Origin of the sequence: Microbacterium sp. LRZ72, assembly GCF_033792225.1 — a bacterium.
Taxonomy (GTDB): Bacteria; Actinomycetota; Actinomycetes; order Actinomycetales; family Microbacteriaceae; genus Microbacterium.
Window position 1 is genome coordinate 1 of sequence record NZ_JANGEX010000015.1, and the last position, 20,600, is coordinate 20,600.

A 20,600-nucleotide genomic window follows, 5' to 3' on the forward strand; every position below is an offset into this window, starting at 1 on the left:
CACGCTGCCAAGGTCCTCTCCCGACGGTGAGGATGAACCAGCGGGACGATCCCGCCACTACCCATGTTGACGAGTGATCGCTGCCAGCTGGAGCCGACGAAGACGGTCTCGATCGCGGCGATCAGCCCGGTGTGCGCGTCGCTGATGACGAGCTTGACCCCGTCGAGACCGCGGGCCTTGAGGGAGCGGAGGAACGTGGTCCAGAACGGTTGCGATTCGGTGTCGCCGACCTCGAACCCGAGCACTTCCCGCCTCCCATCAGCGGCGACACCGACCGCGACGACGACGGCCTGGGACACGACCCGCCGGTCGACGCGGGCTTTGCAGTAGGTCGCGTCGAGGAACACGTACGGGTACGTGGTGTCCGCGAGAGGCCGGTCCCGGAACGCGGCGACATCCTCGTCGAGATTCGCGCAGATCCGCGACACCTCCGACTTCGAGATGCCCGTGTCCGCGCCGAGCGCCTTCACCAGATCATCGACCTTCCTGGTGCTCACGCCGTGGACGTAGGCCTCCATCACCACGGCGAACAGGGCCTGATCGACCCGGCGGCGGCGTTCTAGCAACGAGGGGAAGAACGATCCCGCCCGCAGCTTCGGGATCCGCAGATCGAGTTCTCCCGCCGTGGTCGTGAGGGTTCGTGGCCGGGTGCCGTTGCGTTGCGTTGTTCGCGACAGGGTGCGCTCGAACGGGGCGGCGCCGATGAACGCGGCAGCTTCCGCGTCGATCAGCTCCTGATAGAGCGTCTCGGTCGCGACCCGGATTCGGTCGGAGACGTCGGTGAGTTTCAGTTCCCCGAGGAGCTCGAGGAGGGCAGACTGGTCTAGAGCCATCGTGCGTTGTGTCCTTCTGTGAGTGACTTTGATCGGTTCTCACTGACCATCGCACGATGGCTCACCAACGTCTACGACGCCGACACCACCGCCGAGAACTACACCACCCCAGGGGACGTCACCCCGACGCGCTCGCGCAACGCGCGAAGCCCGGATACCCGACACGCGAAGATGCCCGATGCCCGCACGCCGAAAGCAGGGCCCACGACAGGAAGAGCACGAAACGCCCCCAGAAGAAAACAAGGGCGATGCACGCAGGCACTTTCTGTGAATCACGCAGCGGGATAAGCAAACAAGGCGTACGCTCGGAGCGTGCGGGGTGGGTTGCAGCGGTGGAAGCGTGGCGTCCGGTCGCAGGGCGTCCGGCAGGCGATGGCGTACGCGTTCCAGGGGGCGTGCGATTCACACTTACGCACCGCGCCCGGGGTTGATGCGCTCGCCGCGTACAGCGAGTCCAGTGCGCGGGGAGTGACGCGGTTCGTTGTCGTGGGCGGTGACATCACCCGCGACATGCTCACTGCCGAGCAACTCCGTCAGTGGGTGGACGGTCGAGACCCGGCATCGGGGGAGCAGCGCGGTCGGGATCTTTCCAGCCCGACCGCGGATCTGATCCTGGATGGCACGATCAACGCGCCGAAGTCGTACAGCATCGCAGTGCTCCTGCATCCGGAGTTGGCGACCGAGTTCCAGGCGCTCCAGGATCGTCTCCGTGACCGGATCATCACGACCTGGCAGCACGAGCTAAACGCGCGTCGCGGCGCGGGTGGCAGTATCCGTGAGTCTCTTCATCGCGTTGAGGTGGTGGAGTTGCAGCATCGCCGGTCGCGGGCGCTGGATCCGCACATTCACCGGCACCTGTGGCTGAACGTGAAGGTGCAGGGCGAGGACGGCAAATGGTCGAATGTGGACTCGCGGGTCGCGATGAAGTTCCACACCGTCATCAATGCCGAGGGTGAACTCGCGGCCCGAACGGATCCTGCGTGGATTGCCGCGCTCGCCCGTCACGGCTACACCCTCGACGCGAACGGGGAGATCGCGGAGTTGGCGCGCGCGGTACGGCCGTTGTCGCGCCGGTCGAATCAGATCGAGGCAAACCGTGCGGTCCTGGTCGCGCAGTGGCGCGCTGAGCATCCAGGGCAGGAGCCCTCTCATGACGTGCAGCAGCAGATCGACCGGCTCGCGTGGGCGACCCGCCGCCCGAACAAACCGATCCGGATCGATGAGGACGAGTGGGAGCACCTCATTCGAAACGAGGTCGCCACGATCGACCTGGCCCTGGTCGAGCCCCGCGCGCCGGTGGTGGCCCCGGAGGGGGCTGCGGGTGTGGACCGTGAGGTACGGGCGGCGAAGGCGGTGGTGGATGCGGATGCCCGATCGGCTTCGAATGGTGGACGCTTCAGCACCTTTGACTTACGCGCAGGGGTAATTCGCGCTCTCGCTGGCGCGGGGCTGGTGGGCGACCGTGACTCGTTCCAACGCCTCATAGATGACATCCAGGCGCGTGCCCTCACGCTCACGGTCGATTTGCTCGCGGGGGAGGGTACGCGGCCGGGGCACGTGAAGGGATTCATGTCGGTCGCGACGGCGTCGCTCAAAGTGGATCTCGCCGCGCGCCTGGATACTCTCGCCGTGCCCGGGGAACCGCTTGACGCAGACCTGGTCGAAGATGTCGCCCGCCGCGTTGTCACCGAGTGTGTGGTGCTCGATGCGGCGCAAGCGCAGGCGGCTGCCTCGATTGCGGGCACGGATCGGTTGGTGAGTGTGACGGGGCCGGCGGGTGCGGGAAAGACGACAATGCTTCGTGTGGCGAGCGGGGCGTTGGCGCGGCAGGGGCGGCGCATGGTGGTCGTCGCCCCGACGAAGAAGGCTGCGGCGGTTGCGTCGCGGGAGATCGGGGCGACAGCATCCAGCCTGCACGCACTGCTCGCCGACCACGGCTGGCGGTGGACACACGACACCGCCGGCGCGTCGGTATGGTCCCGATTGAGCGTGGGGGACATCGACCCGACGAGCGGACACGTGTTCACCGGGCCGCGCCGCTACCCGTTGGCGCCGGGCGATCGGGTGGTGGTCGATGAGGCCGGGATGGTCGATCTGCACACCGCGAACGCTCTGGCCGTGCTTGCGGCCGAGACGGGGGCGGGCATCGCGATGGTTGGCGATCATCTGCAGGCGATGCCGGTCGGGCATTCGGGGGCGATGGTATGTCTTACCCGTCGAGCGAGCGCGGTGGTTGAGCTGACGGCGGTGCACCGCTTCCGTGACCCCGAATATGCAGCGCTGACGCTGCGGATGCGGGAACCTGCGTCGCAGGATGCCGCCCTCGCCGTCGCAGAAGACCTTGATGACCGCGGGCTCATCCACCGCGTCGCCGACCATGCGGAAGCGCGCGACGCAATGGTCGACGCCTACTTCCGGTGGACGGGTGCAGGGAAACGGGTGGCGTTGGTGACCAGTACGAACGACGAAGCCGACGCCATCAACGAGGCCATCCAGCAACACCGGCTCGACTGCGGCGCGCTTCACCTGGGCAGGGTCGCTGTGGGGCAGGGGGAGCTGCGGATCCTCGAAGGGGACATCGTCCAGACTCGCCGCAACGACACGACGGCCGGAGTTGAAAACCGAGCGCTCTGGACGGTTCAGCTCATTGGTCGCGCCGCGGTGCAGCTCGGTAGCGTGAATGACGCGGGAGATGTGCGGGTCGTGTCGCACGACTACCTCGCCGAGCACGTGCACCTCGCGTATGCGTCGACAGTGCACGGTATCCAGGGTGAGACCACCGACGCGTCTATCGTCGGCCCGGGCGTCGACGCGTCGGGCCTGTACGTCGGGATGACCCGCGGCCGCGAGCACAACGCCGCGATCACCGTCGCCCGCACCCGGGCTGCGGCACGCGACGCGATCGCCGAGAGCATGCTGCGCGGCACCGTGGAGGTTACGGTCGACGACAGTGCACGTGCGGCGCGGGTGGAACTGGGGCGCGCGGCGCGAGAGCCCGGGAGGACGCCGGAGGCGATCGCGACCGATCGGATCCCTCGACTGGACGATGCGCGTGCCCGACCTTGGGGCATGTCCCCTGATCTCGATCGCGTCGAGGAGCCGATCACCGCCGCGCTGATCGCCAGGCAGGCTTCACGGGACGAGCTGGATGCCTGGCTTGCCACCACGCGGCGCGCACTGCTCGAACGCGCAGGTGCCCTCGCTGCGACTGAAAGCTCTCGACATGGAACAGGGCGTGCTCCGTCAGCGGACGACGGTTCCGACTCCGCCTGGGAAGAAGTCGCTGCGCTCGTCGAGACGCGCACGGCGGAGAGCGACGTGCTCGAGCACGAACGAGAGCATCTCCAGGTGTGGCTTGATCAGGTCGGCGTGGAACGTTGGCTCCGCGGCTCGATGGGCGCAGAGCATCGGGCGGCTGAAGATCGTCTTCGGCAGCATCCGGCGCAACTAACGGTTCTGTCGTCTGCGGTGCCGAGTTGGGGACCGTCTCGATGACGACGCTACTTCGCCCACAGCTCGAGGCGATCCCAGTGCGGGTGGGCGCCCATCGCGTCGAGGGTGAAGGTGGGGGTGCCCGGGAATATGCGCGCGAGGTGGGGCACGCGTTCTGGCTATTCGGAGTCGCGGTCGATCGTGCGGAGGAGGTAGGCGGTGACGGCGAGGGCGTTATAGACCCCGTAGACCGCTTTCGCGCTGCTATCTTCTCGAAGATGGTCCAGGAGCGGGGCGTCTCCGACGGGTGGCCGGCTGGGGGCGATGACGAGCTTTCGGTTGAACAGGCGGGCGTGGTGGGCGGCGACGTTCCGGACGTAGTTCAAGCTGGCGATCCTGCTCGCCATGACCCGCACCGTAGTAGTGTGCGATCGCGGTGGCGAGGGAGTTGTTCAGCCCGCCGTAGAGGCGGCTCAGGTGGCCGAGCTCGAGGATCTCGGTGAGGGCCCAGATCGGCATCTGTCCGTCGTACTTGTCGCGGAAGTGCGCGACGAATGCTTCATCCGACGCGTCCCGGCGGGCGTTGGCCTTCGCTATCCATTGGAGGTGCTTGCTCGTCTGGAGTCCTGAGATCGGGTCCGTGTATTCAGCGGTGAACGGCGGTACGAATGTCGCCGGGTCCGGGTGTGCGAAGGGGGACTTTGCGCCGAGGGTGTGGCCGAGTTGCATTCGCAGTGAGACTTCGACCCGTTCGATGCCGTCGAGCGCGAGGATTCTGAGCGCCCGGTCGAAGTCGATGATCTTCGCTGCATGCGCCATCGTTGTGCCTTTGCGGTATCCGCTCAGCACGCGCACACGAGTGCGGCCTTCGTCGTCGTAGCGCTCCGAACTGCGGAACGGGTATAGGTATCCGGTGAGACGGTAGTACCCGACGGCGCGCAGCAGGTTGACGGCGGCTGTCGCGTCACCGATCTCGACGCCACGGCTGGCGAGCTTGCCGATCTGCGCCTCGATGGGCAACCACGGTTTGTCGTATGCGACCATCACGTCTCCTGCACAAAGAAAATCAGCCCGAGCCGTGAGGCGAGCGGGCTGATCGTGATGCGTTTAGGGTAGCACGCGACCATCGACACGGCTGGGCGAGCTGAAAAGTGACCCGGGGCTGCACCGCGAGCAGAGCGGGCCGGCGACGCGATGAATCTACTGAGTGAGTTCGCTATCGAAGTGGTCGAGGAGCGCTTCGAGAGAGACTTCGTAGGCGTCGTCGGCTAGGCAGGCGAGGCGCCGCCGGTCAGCGCTTGCCTGGTCGGGTGGTGATGAGGAATTCGTCGATGTTCGGCAGGTGTGCGCGCACGGTGGAGTGTGCGGCGGCGGTGATGGCGTCGTGGGATTCGCGTGAGGCTGTGGGATCGATGGTGAGGGTGGCGTCGCCCTCGAGGCGGTGTCCGTTCCAGCGGAGTCGGATGCGGTCGACGTGAGTGACGCCCTCGACGTGGTTGAGGGCGTGGGCGGCCTTGTCGACGAGGTGGGGTTCGACGCCGTCGAGGAGGCGGTGTCCGACGCTGCGGATCGTGCCGATCAGGAGGACGAAGATCGCGGTGGAGATGAGGAGTCCGACGATGGGATCGGCGAGGGGGACGCCGAGGAGGACGCCGAGGCCGCCGGCGACGACGGCGAGTGAGGTGAATCCGTCGGTGCGGGCGTGGATGCCATCGGCGACGAGCGCAGCGGAGCCGATCCGTTGTCCGACGCGGATGCGGTAGATGGCGACGATCTCGTTGCCGAGGAATCCGACGATGCCCGCGGCGATGACCCAGCCGATGTTGTCGAGTGGTTGCGGGTTGAGGATCCTCTCGATCGATTGCCATGCGGCGACAAGTGCCGAAAGTGCGACGACGACGACGATGAACAGGCCTGCGAGGTCTTCTGCACGGCCGAACCCGTAGGTGTATCGGGGTGATGCGGCGCGGCGTCCGAGGATGAATGCGATCCATAGGGGCACGGCGGTGAGCGCGTCGGAGAAGTTGTGGACTGTGTCGGCCAGCAGCGCGATCGACCCGCTGAAGAACACGACGATGCCCTGGAGGATGGTGGTGGCGAGCAGGATCACCAGGCTGATCTTCAGGGCGCGGATCCCAGACCTGCTCGCCGCCATGGCGTCGTCGATCGCGTCCGCCGCATCATGGGAGTGCGGCACGAAGAGACCGGACAGGACTCGCCGCCACCCCGACGGATGGTGATGGTCGTGGTCGTGGTCGTCGTGTGCGTGGCTCACTCTTCGACTCGGTCCTGGTGATGGTGGCGGGGGGTACCGCCGAGGGAGTGTTCGGCCTGGAAGATGGCGTCAGCCACAAGCCGTGACGCGTGCTCGTTCTCGAGCCGGTAGAAGACCCTCTGCCCGTCCTGCCGGGTCACCACGATCCGCGCCAACCGAAGCTTCGCCAGATGCTGCGACACCGCGGCGGGGGATTTGCCGACCAGCTCGGCGAGGGCGTTTACCGACAGCTCGGTCGCGTCCTGCAGGGCGAGGATGACCCGTACGCGGGTGGCATCGGCCAGCATCGCGAAGACCTCGACCGCGAGCTCGACGAAAGTACTGTCCGGACGATACCCGCATGGCTGCTTATCTGCGCGCATATGCAGATAATACGCGCTCTGTCGCTGGGTAGGCATTCGCCGGTCTGTCGGTTGACGATGACCGCCTCTGTTGTCTGTGGCGTGCGGGGCGCTAGAACTGCGGTGCAGGTGCAGTTCGTATCGAACGACCGGGATCAGCTCGTGTGGGTGTGGACGTCGGCGGTCGACCGTGCCTGAGGAAGCAGCTGATGACAGAGGAAACGGGCGGGAGTAGCATGACTCCTGCCCGTTCCTGTATGTCAGGTCAGCGTGCGTATGTTGCACCGGTGGCAGCCGGTGTGATCGTCGGCCCCGAAGCTTCGGCCGCGGGGCCGTTAGCTTTTGGGCTGCGGGTGATGTCGACGCCGGAGTACTTCAGTGACGCGCCGACGTTGTCCGCGACGATGTCGCGGGTTTCGCGGGTTTGTCCGGTGGCGGTGTCGGTGTAGCTGCCAAATCGCAGGTCGCCGGCCACGACGACGGCGTCGCCTTTGCGGAGCGAGTCGGCGACGTGCCGGGATTGCTGGTTGAACACGACGACGCGGTGAAACACCGAGCCGGCGTCCTCCCACCGTCCAGTGCTTTCGTTCAGACGTCGGTCGTTGACGGCGACGCTGAATCTGGCGTAGTCGGTGCCGTTGTCGGCGGTTCCGTGTTCAGGGTCGCCGGTGAGGTTGCCCACGATGGTGACCGGGATTCTGGTGGTCATGGTGATCGTTCCTTTCGGTTGCGGACACCGGGTGGTGTCAGTGGGCGTGGGCCTGGCTGGTCCACTGTTCCCATTCCTGCTCGTCGGTCACGTTGGACCATGAGCGGGGTTTGTTGGAGCGGTGCGTGGTGTTGCAGCCGCCGCTGTAGGCGCGGGTGAGACGGGGGAGAGCGACAGTGAGTCGTTCGTGCCAGCTGATCGGCCCGTAGCCGGTGTCGGTGGGATCGAACGCGGCGGCGTGGGCGGTGCGGAGTGCGGTGAGTTCTTCGACGAGCGCACCGTGCTGCCACCAGCAGTCCGGGACGGTGCTAACGGGCACGTTGTAGCGGCTGGTGAACCATTCCACCCAGTCCCGCAGGTCCGCCCATGCCATCGCGGCGGCGGAGCCGGTGAGGGTCCGCCAGTTGATCACTGTCGCGCCGAGCGGTGCGGAGGAGCCGCTGCGGCTGTTCTTGTCGGCGACGCGGGCGGCGTCCGCGGCGATCAGCGCGACGGGGTCGAAGGGCTCGGGGCGGGTATTCATGAGGTCTCCGAGGTGAGTTTGATGCGTAGCCGTTCGAGGGCGGCGAGGGACGCGGTGCGCCGGTCTCGGTGCTTCGCGAGGACGGTGTCGCGATCGAGCAGTCGGTGCAGCAGGTCGTGGCAGTAGGGGTGCATCGGGGTGAGGTCGTCGTGTTCCTCGTGGGCACGCCATCGGCCGCTTTCGAGGGTGACGCCGCTGTAGTCCAGGTGGTGCAGCTCGAGCTGGTCCTTCCCGGCCAGCTCCCCGCACCCTGCGCAGACCAGCAGCCCGGTGATGCGGGTTTCGGCGGTGAACCAGCTGTCTCTGCGGGCGAACCAGGCGGGCGAGCGGAGGAACCCATACCGGTAGAGGTTTTTGACGTCGCCGCGGCGATGGTTGGTCACCTCTCCTCCCCTCCCTCGGTCGCGCCTGTTTCCGGTCGCGGTGGCTGGGGTGGGATGCGGTAGGCGTCGGTGAAGACGGCTCGCTGCTCTTTTTCGGTGGCGGTCTTGCCGGTGGTGATGGTGCGTGCGTCGCGGCGTTCGTCCCATCCGGTGAGGTCGAGGAGCACGCCACGGCGGTTGCGGTAGGCGAGCAGGCCGATGTTCTGCGGCATCCGCCGGATCTCGTCCACCGACATCAGCGGGAGACGTTCGTGCTGTTCGCTGGTCTGATGCCCGGTGTGTTCGGTGGACCACGAGCGTTGGGTGCGGCGTTTGTCTCTGGCCCCGAGGAGGGTTTCGACGTCGCGGAGGTGGTCGACATGGCTGGCGCCGCCGAGGAGCACTTTCGCGGTCGCGGCGGCCCAGATGGTGTCGGCTTCGGCCTTCGACCATGCGGTTTCGGCTTGAGAGAGGGCTTGCAGGACGACGAAGGTGCAGATCCCGCGGCCGCCGCCGTCGGCCATGGTGCGGGGCAGGTTGCCCCACCGGAACATGTTCGCAATCTCGTCGAGAATCAGCCCGAGCGGCAGGTGCAGCCGGGAGCCGGGGGAGGACAGCGCCCTGGTACGGGCGGTTTCGACGATGTCGTCGAGCATCGCCCCGAGGAATCCGCCCATCGCCGCAGACCCAGCCGAGGACCCGATCAGGTAGAGGGTGTTCGGTGCGTCGAGGAAATTGTCGGGCTCGAAGACCGGGTCACCGGGGCGGGGCATGAGGGTGTCGCGGATCTGCGGGACGGCGAGCGGCGCGACGGCGCCTTGGACTCCGAACCAGATTCCGGAGACGAGCTTCTCGTCGCCGGTGATGGTGGCTTCGAGGGAGTCGCCCCAGCCGGGGGCGCCGTCGGTGCGAAGCACATCGACGGCGGCTCGGGCGAGGGCGGGGCTGGAGCCCCAGTCGTAGATGTCGGCCATGGTGCGGCCGCCGACGGCGGCGGCGTGCAGGAGTCGACCGAGGACGACTCCTGATGCTTGCGCCCATTCCGCGTTCGTCGTCGACGACCCAAGCGCGGTGCCGGTGATGATCGCGGTGCCGCGCTGCATCGCGACGAGCGGGTTCTCGCATCCGGTGATGGGGGAAATCCGCAAGGGGTGGCGGATGCCGGAGAGGCCTTGCGGGTCGAACACGTGCACGTCACCGTGGTCCTGCCGCATCCGCATGGTCGCAGTGAGGTTGTCGTTGGTGGTGGAGGTGGTGATCAGCGGCCCGGTCCAGTCGAGGATCGCGGAGATCAGCACCCGGTACCCCTTCCCCGAGCGGGGTGGGCCTTCGAGGGCGACGGAGTCTTCGATCGACACGTACACGTCCATCCCACGGGAGCGGCCCACACGCCACCCGACGTCCGACGCCGCCGGCTTCGGGAGGTCGGGACGGAGCTGCTTCGCGCGCCGGAGGACCGCATTCGCGGACAGATGCGCTTTGATCTCGGAGGCCGCGGCGAAGCCCGGGCGTAGCCGAAGGTCGGCGATGAACGAACGGTCTGACTGCTGGTAGCGGTGCCACGCGACGAGCGCGGCCACCGCCCCGGCGGCGAGAAGAGCGAGGGCGAGGGCGTCGACGGCACGGATCTGCCACACCGGCAGCACGCACCCCGGCGCGGCCGTGTAGGTCGTGGGGTCACCGCTGATGGCCAGCCAGAGCCCGGAGAACAGCCTCGTCGGGGTGGGGCGAGCCCCGCATAGCCAGGTGGTGAGGGTCTCGGCGAGGAAGGAGAACGCCAGCGAGAGCAGGATGCTGCACGCGATCATCACCGCGAGCACCCGGCCGAGCAGTCCTTGGTTCATTATCTTCACCCGCCTGTTAGAGACCTTTGGCGACGGACGCTGCGGTGGAAAGCCAGGCGTTCTGCGTGCGGGGGTGGAGGGTGTCAAAGCGGAGCGGACCGGATTTGAGGGCCCGGTCGTAGGGGATGGTGTGCACGGCGCGGACGTGCCCGACGAACCCGTCCGCGATCCGCGCCACGTCCCGTCCGCCTGGCTCGGCTTGGGTCACGATGACGACGGCGTTCTCGGCGAGGGCCGCGGAGTGGTCATCGCGGTGACGGAGCGCGTCGAGGAGGAGTGCGGCGGATTCGGCGGATTCGAGGGCGGCGAGGGTGGGGATCACGAGTTGGTGGCTGGAGTCGATCATCCGCAGCCACCGGTCGGCGGATTCGTCGTTTCCGGAGTCGAACACCACGAGCCGGTAGTAGCGGGCGGCGACCTGCATCAGCAGATCGAACTGATCCGCCACGATGCGCTGGTCGGTGGCGAGAAGTTCTGGGTTGCTGCGGAGCACGTCGTACCGGTCCACACCTTGGTGGTGCACGAACCGGGAAATGTCGGACACCCCTGCCCCCTGGGTGAGGAGCTCCTCGGCGGTGGGCAGGAGGTCGCGGACGGTGGTGTCGTACAGCCCGGTCTCGGTGCGCCAGCCGAGGGTGCCGCGGGTGTCGTTGTTGTCCCAGGCGAGCACGTTCCCGCCTCCCCACCGCGCGTAGGCGGCGGCGAGCATCGCGGTTGTCATTGTCTTCCCAACCCCGCCTTTGCCGTTCGCGACCGCGATGCTTCGGCACCCGGCCCACTGCCGCGAAACCGTCCGCACCAACCCCGCATGCCGCTGCTGCCTCGCAGACGGGGGCACGGCTATCCCGAGCTGTACGAGGACCCCGCGCCACCCGGGGATGGCCTCGGGAGTCTCGGCGGCAGGGGTGATGAAACTGGGCCGCCCCACGTGGGTGGGCTCCGCATCCGGGATCGGAGCGGTCTCCCCCGAAGGTGGAGACCCGTCCTCCACCTCCTCTCCGATACGGCGCTCGGCAATGGGCTCGAGGCGCAACGCCGTGGGCGTTGCGCTCGCGTCGTTGCGTGCCCCGTCAGTAACAGCGGCAGTAGTGGGTGGTCCGCCGTTCGATGGGCGTGGTGTGGGCAAAGCGGGAACGGCGGTGATGGTGCCGGTGGTGTCTATGAGGAGGCGGTGGGTGCCGCGGTCGCCGGAGGTCACCAGTTCCAGCGCTATGCCGGCGGTGCGGGCGTCGGCGCTGGCTCGGCGGACCACGGCGTGGCGGATGTCTTCGGCGCCGTTCGCGGTTACTGGTTCGGTATGCCCGTCGGGTGCGATGTAGGTGGCGGTGGGTCCCGTGACGGTCGCGTACGCGCGCGGCGTCTGCACAGTAGTCATTGCTCTACTCCTTGTTCAACAGCCAGAGAGCCGTGGGACATAAACCCGTCGCTCACCGCATCCGTCAGCGGTGTCAACCACCCACCGACATCCCCCTCGGCCGCCGGAGCGGGGGTCGGCCAGAGGGCGTCGAGGTCGGGGTCGGTGAGGGCGGGGGGCGCAGTGTCGTCGCCGGCGGCGGTGAGGGCGTCGTCGGTGGAAAACAGGTTGTACTCCCACGGGGTGGAGGTGGCGAAGCAGTCCACGAGGTAGGAGTACTGGCCGACGTAGGCGAGGAATTCGCCTTTGCGGAGTTGCCTCGCCATGTCCACGTGCGGGGTGGGCAGGTTCAGGCGTTGCCGGAGGGCTGCCTGTTCTTGGTGGTTGACGCGGAAGATGAACTTGTTCTCGATGTCCCCCACGATCGAGTACGCCAGGGACCGTTCCAGGCTGTCGGCGTCGCCGACGGCATCGAGGTCGCCCATCTTGTGCAGGATGACAATGTTGCTGATCCCGTAATGGCGGGACAGCTTCAACCACTGCTGAAACATCTGCAAGGACGCCAGCGACGTCATGTCTCGCCATCCCTCTTCCCGAACCACATACCGGGTGCGGCGTGCGGCCCGGTCGCTGATCACAGCTTGGATCCACGCCGTGGAGCACACCTGGGTCAGCTGCGCGGCGAGCTCCCCGCGAGCGAACAGTTCGGACGTGTCGGTGACGACCATGGGGGCGTCCTGATCGAACTCCACGGTCGATTCGTTCTCGAATAGCCCGGCAAGGTCGCCTTCCACGAAGCGGCGGAGCACGAACCGCGGTTGCACAGCCCCCTCTGCGGCCCGGAACGCGGTCGCGGTCTCCCCCGCGAGGTGACCGAGCTCGCTGTAGATGCCCCGCAAGGTGGGCCGGTCGCCTGTTCGTGCCACGGACCGGTCGAGGGCGACGTGAATCGCAGCGTGTTCCACTGCCGTGAGGCGCTGCCCACCGAGGGCCATCTCGACCAGAGCGATGAGAGTGCCGATGCGGCGCTGCTTCACCATCTGCTCGTGCTGCTCGTCGGACGCATCCGACCGGCGTGGCCCCCGGTCGAGAGGGTTGAGGCGGGCTGCGGTGCCGCCGCCGAGCCGGATCACCTGCCCGCCAGGCATCGCCTCTGCGACGGCGACCCATTCGCCCTTCGGGTCGGAGGGCACCACGACCTGGTGGCCGAACGCGATCGAACGGGTGACGAGGGTCTTCACGGTCGCGGATTTGCCGGACCGGTACGCGCCGAGGACGAGGATGTTGGTGGAGAACGAGCCCCGGTCGGATTGGTCCATGTAGGCCTCCCACGGGGAGAAATGCCAAAGCGCATCGGCGTTCAAGTCGACCCCGACGATGGGGCCGCGGTGCCCGAGCCCCGCATCGGCGACGAACGGGTAGATCCCCGCGATGTGCTGCGACGTCGCCTCATGCGCCGCCACGTGCAGGCCTGCCACATTCCAATACCCGCCCGCGGCAAGGCCCGGACCGAACGGACCCGGTACCGCAGGCGTCGGCAGGGCGCGCTCCCGCTGGCTTGACCGGGAGGGGCGTTCGTCCCGCGCCGCGGCGGCGATTTCCCCACGGAGGCGGGCGCGGTCTTTACGGGTAGCGTCGCCGGGGGTGAAGGAGAGGGTGCGGCGGGTCATCACTTCATCCCCAAACCCAGCGGAAGCGCGTTCACCAGCAGCGCTTCAGCTTGCTGACAGTAGAGGATCTGCGGTTCCATGCCGGCCCGGGCGAGGGCGTTGCGCATCCCGGCGACGGCGTGATCGAGGCGTTCCTCGGTGCGCTCGGTGACGGTGAGGTAGGCGCCGTACCGGAACTTGCCGTGCCCGTTCACGATCTCCTGCTCCTGCCTCTCCAACGCCTCCCAGTCCGCCGCATCTGCGGCCGACCCATCGACGCTGCGCTTCGCACGCAGCCGTTCGTTGCCTCGCCATACCTTCTTCTCATCCCGAATCCGCTTCAGCGCTTTCGAAACCGGCACGGGCGTGAGCACGAGGGAGAGAATGTGGGTGACGGCATCTCCGCTGCCGGGGTGACGGGCGAAAACGATCGGGGCGACGAACCCGACCGCCGCATCCGAGCGGGGCCACTCGTGCACCCACATCGTGGTGTGAACCCCCGAGTCGGTGTAGACGACACCATTCCGGCCCTTCGGCTCCTCGAGATACATCGGTCCGATCGCGACCGGGTCGACGCCGGCCTGAGCGTCGATGCGGTTCTGTGCGACCGGCGCGAACTCGGGGTCCATCGAGACCCGGACGAGCGTCGCGATATCTCGTGGGCCGAGCCATTTCCGCACCTTGATGTGGGCGGACTCGAGGGCGTCGGCGAGGTTCCCCGCTTCGAGTGCGGCGAGTGCTTGGATCGCCGGTTTCCCTCCACCGAGGGACCGCAGTTGGGAGCCGAGCGTGATCAGGTCGAGGGTGAAGGTGAGGTAGTTGCGGTGTGACACCGCAAAACGCTCCGACTGATCCATCACCTCCCGGTAGTTCGCCGCCACCGGTGTTCCAGGGTCAGCGTTCCGGCGCACCTGCACGCTGTCGAAGTGGTCGCGGGCGGCGCGAATGGTGGTGGGAATGGTGCGCTCCTGCAGCGTGACCCGCTTGATGCCCGGGCGTTGCGTGAACGATGCCAGCACCGTAGACCACTGCTGCGCCAGGTCGTACCGTTCCGGGGTGTCATGCATCAGGAATCCCTGCACCTCGAGCTCCGCGGTGACCGACACGGTGCGGTGCTGCGGGTCGTAGACGCATCCGATGTCCTCGAACTCCCACAACTGCACCGACGCCCGCGCCCCCGGCAGGTTCAGCGTTCCGGCGATCCTCGGCGCCTCAGGGCGGAACGTGTCCTTCGTGCCACCCATGCCATGCCGGACCTGCTTCATCGCCCACAGGCCAGCCATGCGGGGTGCGGAGACCCCATGGATGGTGGCGAGGGCGGTGCCGCCGAGGAGGAGGAAGAGGGGGGAGGAGTAGAGCAGACCGAGGGGCCCGAACCTGTTCACCGCGATCAGGACCACCAATGCTGCGGCGGTGAGGAATGCAAGTTGCCAGCTGTCCATGCCGAGCACGATGCCCTGTCGTGACCGGCGGGGCAGCCGTACCGGCCGGTCTGTATCGCCTGTGACCGTCATCACGGCCTCCTCTCACTCAGCGGGGTCGGTGCCACCGACGCGGCCCTCGGTCCCGAAGTTGCTGCCTGTGTTCCCGCGGTCGTCGGCGCTGGGGTGGATGCTGCACCCGCCGAAGCAGGGACGCTCTGGCGGGCGGGGTTTGTGGGGCTCGTGCCGGCTGGGCCGTCTGCGCCGCCGGGACGTGCCGACCCGCCAGCGCCCGCTCTCGACGGCGGTCGAGGGCTCGCGCCGCCGCGGGATCCGGACGGGATGCCGGCCGGGGATCCGCCGAGGCGGGTGGGGACGCTCGCCACCGACCGTGCGGCGTTCCCGCCGACACGACGGGCCCCGGATCCCAGAGCGGAGCCGAGGGAGTCCGCGGCGACGCCTCCGACGAAGGAGAACAGTCCGAAGATCGCGAACGGCGCGAATGCGACCAGCACGAGACCGATGAGCAGCGGCCACGACTGCGGGTCCCAAATCGTCCGCACGTCCGCGAGCCCGTTGATGATCAACGTCACAAACCCGACGGTCAATGGGCCCGTGAGCAACAACACGACGACAGCCGACACGTAGCGGATCACCCATTGCGGTCCGATGCCCCGGACGGGGAAGATCATCCACGCGACCGGACCGACCGCGATCAGTGCGGCGAGGACGACGTTGCGGAACGCAAACACCAGCATCAGCAGCAGCATCCCGACCATCAGGAGCCCGTGGATGATGACGGCGAAGAAGTAGTTCGCCTGTCCACCCGCCCACATCACCGACTGCAGCGTCGAGAACAACGCGATCGGCCCCTCCCGGTTCATCACATACCAGGTCATCTCATCGACCGTGTTCAACAGATGCCCCGTCAACCACAAGGTGAGCGGCACCGCGGGAATCGCGATAAACGATCGGACGATTGCGCTGACGAGTTGTTCCCGGTCGCCGGAGACCACAGCGGCAGTCACGGCCCAGACCATTGCGCCGAACACGATGATGAGGATCGCCCACTGCCAGAACGACCACTCGCCCACTGCCGCGGTCCACAACAGCGACGAGGTATCGAACTGCATGTTCAAGGCGACCGCGTACATCATCCCCGTCGTCGCGATCGCCATACCCCGCCCGAAATTCTCGAACGACGCACACAACACATCCCCGAAACTGCACCCATACGCAACAACCACCGGCTTGCCCCCGGCCCCCTGAATCGCCGCCGCATGGCCCTCATACGCCGTGCAGACAGTCGCCCTCGTTCCATTTATCACGACCTGGATGAAGCATTGCTGCGCCGTGACGTCGGCCGGGTTCGTCGGTGTGCAGGCGATCTGTCCGTTCGCCCCATCGCAATCGACCGGATAAGCGGGGGAACTCCACGGCTCGTCCTCCACCACGGCGGCAGGGACGACGGATGCGATGGCTATGTCGCCTCGCGGCTCCGGCGCCGCGGTAGCCGGAGCGAGCACGCCAACCCCGAGGGTCACGCCGAGGACGACGCCCAAGGAGAGCATGCGAGGGAGGTGCATCAGAAGCCGAAGTCGAAGTTCACGAACCACTGGAATAGCCCGCTTGCGGCTCCCAAGACGGCCGCGGCGATGAAGATCCAAAGGATGTTCTCTCCGGCCCAGGTCCGCACCCGGTCGGACGCGATCCCGCGGAAGGCGAGGGCGGCGCCCGCGATGATCAGCATGATCAGCACCACCATCATCGCTCCAGCAAGGATGTAGGACGCGATGACCTGGAATCCCTGGAAGAACGGGGCAGAGAAGTCCGGATTCACGTCCGGCACATCGACGTCGAACGGGACCAGTGAGGTGGGTGTCATGATCGCTCCTTGCAGCGCGTGTGGTCGTGCGTGGTCAAGTCAGAGGGAGACCGAGGGCGGCCATGAATGGGGCCGGGTCGATGCGCGCGCCGTTCTGCCGCACCTCGAAGTGCAGATGGCAGCCGAAGGAAAGACCCGTCTGGCCTTCCCCGCCTACCCGCGTTCCGGCGGTAACCGATTGACCCGTGGCTACGGATAGTGAACCGTCGGCGAGGTGCGCGTAGAGCGTGACGGTGCCGGAGCCGTGGTCGATCATCACGCTGTTGCCAAACTGCCCGAACCGCCCAGCGAGCGTCACGGTGCCGGGACCAGCGGCGAAGACGTCCACGCCGCACCCCCGCGACATGTCGTAGCCGAAATGGGCGGAGGGGCAGTATGCGCATCCCTGGACCGGGTGCCACCCATAGCCGCGGCCCGTTGTGTAACCACCCGCGTAGGGGTAGCCCCATTCGCCGACAACCATCGGGGAGCCGTTCAGGCCCTCGCTCGAGGCGGTAGACGAGGACTGCGCTGCGACCGCCAGGGGCAGCACGATTACGGGCGCGAATACGGCCGCCGCGACGCACGCCAGTGCGCCGGCGAAGAGGCCGATCAGGCGGCGGCCGATGCGTGTCCTGGTGACAGCGGCGGCGACCGCAACGGGGGCTCCCATGTCACGGCTCCATCGGCTCCGAGAAGAACCGCACCACTTTGCAGTCCCCCGGCATCTGCGCTGACCCCGGAGTCGGCACCGACTCCGGGCCGCACAGCACCTGGACGCTTACCCGAACGGTCTCATCAAAGGATGACTCTCCGTCCCCTCCGGTCATCATGAACGACAACGTCACATCCGCCGTCCCGATCGCCATACCCCCGGACGTATCCTCAGGCACGGGCATCAACGTCATCTCGCCGATTGTCTGCGCAGCGACGCGCCCATCCTCGGCCGCCATCGAATCCCACTGCTCCTCCGGCAACACCACACCCTGACGCATCTCAAGTTGCGCTGCACGAAGAGCGTCAGCTCGATCGGCGTCCGACGTGTATCGAGTGTCAAGCGTGAACCAGGTGTCGAGATAGGTCAGCCACGCTTCACGACTTGCGAGGGTCGTATCGAAGGTCGAAGCGGCAGCGAGAGCGGCACGCGCATACAGCTCCGGGTCGGTCGTGATCGGCTCCGCCACCCAACCACGATCCGTCACCGCGGCGTCGACCGCCTCGTCCTCTGGGGGAACGCTGGAGGGCGACGTCACGCCGTTGGGTGCCTGTGATGTCCCCTCCAACGGGCTCGGAGACGGACCGTCAGAACGAGGCAGAGCCGACGCCACGATGATGGCGATGATCCCCGCGACCAGGACCGCGGCGCCGATCAGCGCCCACATCACCCCACGTCCCCGCACTGTCGCTGCACTCATGACAGCACCGCCTTCGCTCGAAGAGCAACGACCTTGAATCCCCAGGACACACCAGCAGGTCGCAGTGGAGGAATACTACGCAGAGGCCAATCATTTCCAAAAGGAACGATTCGGTCACGGAGGCACGTGAAAGCCTGGTAGCGGAGTTGTCGGTCATCGCTCGACAAGCACTCGAAAGCGCGATCACGTGCGCCGCTCAGAGAGGGCTGGCATGTCGTTGACCCGTGCGCCGCCGATTCTTCATCCACCTGTGATTTTCGATCCCGCAGGCATCCGCTTCGACTCATGCGTGGATCGTATAATGATGCACTGGAAATGTGAAGCACTAATTTATGCAGGTGCTTGTCGCGCCAAGCCGAACGCGAAACAATGGGCTCATGCCGAAGCTCGTCAAACCCGCCAATAGCGAACGCGCAGCCGAGGCAGTCACCGTTCTCGGTAATCTCGGCAAGGCCAGCCTGATCGCGTACCTTCGTCGAAACCCGAACGCAGGACGCAAAGCCATTTCCGAGGCTATTGAGGTACCGCCACCGACCCTCGTTCGCTACCTCCGCGAACTCGAAGAAGCCGGCGTCCTCATCGGCGACCCGCCCCGCTCGGATCGGAAGCAAGGTGAGTGGCCGGTGTACCGCGTCAACAACGCCGTCGTCACCGATCTTTATCTCCAGCTCGGACAGGAGATCGGCGAGATCTGACCAAAGATGCGGTTCCGCCTTCGCCCGCCAGACCCTTAAGGAACACCCCGTTGGGGACCGGGTGGGGCCACAACGGGAGCGTTGCGGCTCCTGACGGCGTACGCTCGATCGGAAACCATTTCCGGAATGGGAGCTCAGGGGGAGGTGGTCCAGACGATCGACGTGATCGTCGTGGGTGCGGGGCCCGGCGGCGCAGCCACTGCCCTGGCCGCACTCCGGGAGCAACCCGGTGCCAGCGTGCTGATTCTCGACCGTTCACCGCTTGGACGGGACAAGGTCTGCGGGGATGGTCTGGGGGCTGATGCGGTCGACGAATTGACCGGACTCGGGTTGACGGATCTGCTCCGCCGCGATGAGCGAGTACCTGCGCTGCGGCTGGTCACCCCGTCCCGTAACTGGCAGGGGATGACGCCCGAGCCAGGGTACGTCGTGCCCCGGGCCGAGTTCGACGCCCGGCTGATGGCTGCGGCCCTCGCCGCCGGCGCAGTGTTCGAGCACCACACGGTGCGCCAGGTTCATTGGGATCGCGACGGTGTGCTCGTCGATGGAAAGTTCCGAGCACGGGTGCTGGTCGGCGCCGACGGGGCGAACTCCACGGTGCGCCGGGCTCTTGGAGCGGCGCAGAATCGCGGCAGGGACATGGCGGTCGCCATCCGAGGCTACGCACCGGCGCCGGCCGGATTCAAGGAACTGCACATCCGCTGGGATCCAGTGCCCGGAAACGGTCTCAGCTACGCGTGGGCGTTCCCGACCGCGAGGGGCACGGTGAACGTCGGTTACGGGACCGCTGCGCCCGAACGCAGTAAGGCGAGGATGGCCGCCCGTGCCGCCGAACTGCTTCCGGGGTTCGCCGTGGAATCGGCGCAGCTGAGAGGGCACCGGCTGCCGCTGGCGTCTTGCCGACCGCCCCCGGCCCATGGCAGGGTGCTGCTCGTCGGCGATGCCGCGAGCTTAGTGAACCCGTTGACAGGCGAAGGCATCTTCTATGCACTGGCTTCGGGCGCGTTGGCGGGGCGCGCGGCGGTGCAAGCGGAGCCCGCACGCACCTACTCCCAGGAGCTCCGACGGCGGCTGGGGGCGCACCACCGCCAGGTCCGTCTGCTGGCCTGCCTGGTAGATCGGCCTCGCATCGTCTCCGCCGCCGTCGCGGCCAGCGCACGAAACGAACGGACATTCATGAGGCTTGTCTCCGCCGGCTTGGGGGCCGGACGCCTCAGTGCGATAGACCTGCTCCGTGTGGCAGCCGACACTCTGGTTCCCCGGTTCTGAGCGTGGGGAGCGGTCTAGTACGTATCCTTCGTGGGTTTCCGTGGTCGTCATGTGCCTCACTGGAGAGAACGCCGCCTTGAAGCAGGTCGACACGACGTCAATTGCACCTCGGCTCACAGCGCTCGCCGTCCGAGGTGAGCAGTGTCCTGTGCTCCGGCAGCCGGCAGCACGAAGACAACTTGTGGCCTGCCGCGGTGTCTTCAGTAGTCGTGGACCTTCAGAGGGATGCCGATCCTCGCCGCGCGGCACGGGCCGATCGCCGCAGCGAAGCATTGACGCAACAGTCCGTGATTCTCGTCGCTGACGATCGCTTCTGGCGTCGCGGCTCGGTCCGTCCTGGTGCGGCTCATTCCTGTGTCGGGCTGACGTGACCCATTAGAATCTCGACCGCTGGTGCCTCGCACCAGAGATCCCCGGCAGGCGTGCAGCGTGCAGATGCAGATCGGGTTACTGAACGCATGCAGGTGGAAGACCGGGTCGAAATCGGGAACACGATCTTCGGATACATCGAGAAAATCTCCACGACATCATCTATGCACACCTCATCGCTCCTACGCGCGTGCGCGCTTGCTGTAGCCATCGGTGCGCCGTTGCTATCCGTAGAGGCGGACGCC

At 66.9% G+C, this 20,600-nt stretch carries 18 protein-coding genes; 3 read left to right on the forward strand and 15 right to left on the reverse strand.

The window, feature by feature from the left end:
• A partial coding sequence (locus tag M4I32_RS12875) for an IS256 family transposase (RefSeq protein WP_319034884.1) occupies positions 1–833 on the reverse strand: 833 nt, incomplete at its 3' end.
• A gap of 468 nt (positions 834–1,301) precedes the next feature.
• On the opposite strand from M4I32_RS12875, the gene M4I32_RS12880 reads away from it, so the two are divergent.
• Positions 1,302–4,328: an AAA family ATPase gene (locus tag M4I32_RS12880; RefSeq protein WP_319034885.1), complete on the forward strand. Its 3,027-nt coding sequence runs from the start codon at positions 1,302–1,304 to the stop codon at positions 4,326–4,328.
• 201 nt (positions 4,329–4,529) lie between these two features.
• On the opposite strand, the gene M4I32_RS12885 is transcribed toward M4I32_RS12880, so the two are convergent.
• The 14 genes from M4I32_RS12885 to M4I32_RS12950 all read right to left on the reverse strand — a co-directional run bounded on the left by M4I32_RS12885 (position 4,530) and on the right by M4I32_RS12950 (position 17,989).
• A complete protein-coding gene (locus tag M4I32_RS12885; RefSeq protein WP_319034886.1) occupies positions 4,530–5,285 on the reverse strand; it encodes an Abi family protein in 756 nt (251 codons plus the stop codon).
• 271 nt (positions 5,286–5,556) lie between these two features.
• A complete protein-coding gene (locus tag M4I32_RS12890; protein ID WP_319034887.1) occupies positions 5,557–6,540 on the reverse strand; it encodes a cation diffusion facilitator family transporter in 984 nt (327 codons plus the stop codon).
• Complete coding sequence (locus M4I32_RS12895) at positions 6,537–6,902, reverse strand: metalloregulator ArsR/SmtB family transcription factor (protein WP_319034888.1); 366 nt, start codon at positions 6,900–6,902, stop codon at positions 6,537–6,539. Before M4I32_RS12895 ends, M4I32_RS12890 begins: the two co-directional genes overlap by 4 nt.
• 244 nt (positions 6,903–7,146) lie before the next feature.
• Positions 7,147–7,590: a single-stranded DNA-binding protein gene (locus M4I32_RS12900; RefSeq protein ID WP_319034889.1), complete on the reverse strand. Its 444-nt coding sequence runs from the start codon at positions 7,588–7,590 to the stop codon at positions 7,147–7,149.
• 37 nt (positions 7,591–7,627) lie between these two features.
• Positions 7,628–8,113, reverse strand: a complete 486-nt coding sequence (locus tag M4I32_RS12905; protein WP_319034890.1) for a hypothetical protein — start codon at positions 8,111–8,113, stop codon at positions 7,628–7,630.
• Positions 8,110–8,496: a hypothetical protein gene (locus M4I32_RS12910; protein WP_319034891.1), complete on the reverse strand. Its 387-nt coding sequence runs from the start codon at positions 8,494–8,496 to the stop codon at positions 8,110–8,112. The genes M4I32_RS12905 and M4I32_RS12910 overlap by 4 nt, the downstream gene beginning before the upstream one ends.
• Complete coding sequence (locus M4I32_RS12915; protein ID WP_319034960.1) at positions 8,493–10,319, reverse strand: type IV secretory system conjugative DNA transfer family protein; 1,827 nt, start codon at positions 10,317–10,319, stop codon at positions 8,493–8,495. Before M4I32_RS12915 ends, M4I32_RS12910 begins: the two co-directional genes overlap by 4 nt.
• Positions 10,320–10,335: 16 nt before the next feature.
• Positions 10,336–11,694, reverse strand: a complete 1,359-nt coding sequence (locus M4I32_RS12920) for an AAA family ATPase (RefSeq protein WP_319034892.1) — start codon at positions 11,692–11,694, stop codon at positions 10,336–10,338.
• Positions 11,691–13,343: a hypothetical protein gene (locus M4I32_RS12925; protein WP_319034893.1), complete on the reverse strand. Its 1,653-nt coding sequence runs from the start codon at positions 13,341–13,343 to the stop codon at positions 11,691–11,693. The genes M4I32_RS12920 and M4I32_RS12925 overlap by 4 nt, the downstream gene beginning before the upstream one ends.
• Positions 13,343–14,836: an SCO6880 family protein gene (locus M4I32_RS12930; protein WP_319034894.1), complete on the reverse strand. Its 1,494-nt coding sequence runs from the start codon at positions 14,834–14,836 to the stop codon at positions 13,343–13,345. Before M4I32_RS12930 ends, M4I32_RS12925 begins: the two co-directional genes overlap by 1 nt.
• Positions 14,836–16,410 (reverse strand): hypothetical protein, encoded by a 1,575-nt coding sequence (locus tag M4I32_RS12935; RefSeq protein ID WP_319034895.1) that lies wholly within the window; start codon positions 16,408–16,410, stop codon positions 14,836–14,838. The genes M4I32_RS12930 and M4I32_RS12935 overlap by 1 nt, the downstream gene beginning before the upstream one ends.
• Entirely contained in the window at positions 16,329–16,628 is a 300-nt protein-coding gene (locus tag M4I32_RS12940; RefSeq protein WP_319034896.1) for a hypothetical protein, read from the reverse strand. The genes M4I32_RS12935 and M4I32_RS12940 overlap by 82 nt, the downstream gene beginning before the upstream one ends.
• A 34-nt stretch (positions 16,629–16,662) precedes the next feature.
• Positions 16,663–17,280 (reverse strand): M23 family metallopeptidase, encoded by a 618-nt coding sequence (locus M4I32_RS12945; RefSeq protein WP_319034897.1) that lies wholly within the window; start codon positions 17,278–17,280, stop codon positions 16,663–16,665.
• A gap of 1 nt (position 17,281) precedes the next feature.
• Entirely contained in the window at positions 17,282–17,989 is a 708-nt protein-coding gene (locus M4I32_RS12950; RefSeq protein WP_319034898.1) for a hypothetical protein, read from the reverse strand.
• Between the two features lie 410 nt (positions 17,990–18,399).
• On the opposite strand from M4I32_RS12950, the gene M4I32_RS12955 reads away from it, so the two are divergent.
• The gene (locus M4I32_RS12955; RefSeq protein WP_319034899.1) at positions 18,400–18,717 is read left to right on the forward strand and encodes a helix-turn-helix domain-containing protein; all 318 of its coding nucleotides are present in this window, start codon (positions 18,400–18,402) and stop codon (positions 18,715–18,717) included.
• Positions 18,718–18,798: 81 nt separating this feature from the next.
• Entirely contained in the window at positions 18,799–19,986 is a 1,188-nt protein-coding gene (locus tag M4I32_RS12960) for a geranylgeranyl reductase family protein (protein ID WP_319034900.1), read from the forward strand.
• The last annotated feature ends 614 nt before the right edge of the window (positions 19,987–20,600 follow it).

Coding starts and splice junctions, on each gene's coding strand:
- M4I32_RS12895 (WP_319034888.1), bottom strand. CDS start 6,902: ATGCGCGCAGATAAGCAGCCATGCGGGTATCGTCCGGACAGTACTTTC.
- M4I32_RS12900 (WP_319034889.1), bottom strand. CDS start 7,590: ATGACCACCAGAATCCCGGTCACCATCGTGGGCAACCTCACCGGCGAC.
- M4I32_RS12905 (WP_319034890.1), bottom strand. CDS start 8,113: ATGAATACCCGCCCCGAGCCCTTCGACCCCGTCGCGCTGATCGCCGCG.
- M4I32_RS12915 (WP_319034960.1), bottom strand. CDS start 10,319: ATGAACCAAGGACTGCTCGGCCGGGTGCTCGCGGTGATGATCGCGTGC.
- M4I32_RS12920 (WP_319034892.1), bottom strand. CDS start 11,694: ATGACTACTGTGCAGACGCCGCGCGCGTACGCGACCGTCACGGGACCC.
- M4I32_RS12925 (WP_319034893.1), bottom strand. CDS start 13,343: ATGACCCGCCGCACCCTCTCCTTCACCCCCGGCGACGCTACCCGTAAA.
- M4I32_RS12930 (WP_319034894.1), bottom strand. CDS start 14,836: ATGACGGTCACAGGCGATACAGACCGGCCGGTACGGCTGCCCCGCCGG.
- M4I32_RS12940 (WP_319034896.1), bottom strand. CDS start 16,628: ATGACACCCACCTCACTGGTCCCGTTCGACGTCGATGTGCCGGACGTG.
- M4I32_RS12945 (WP_319034897.1), bottom strand. CDS start 17,280: ATGGGAGCCCCCGTTGCGGTCGCCGCCGCTGTCACCAGGACACGCATC.
- M4I32_RS12950 (WP_319034898.1), bottom strand. CDS start 17,989: ATGTGGGCGCTGATCGGCGCCGCGGTCCTGGTCGCGGGGATCATCGCC.
- M4I32_RS12955 (WP_319034899.1), top strand. CDS start 18,400: ATGCCGAAGCTCGTCAAACCCGCCAATAGCGAACGCGCAGCCGAGGCA.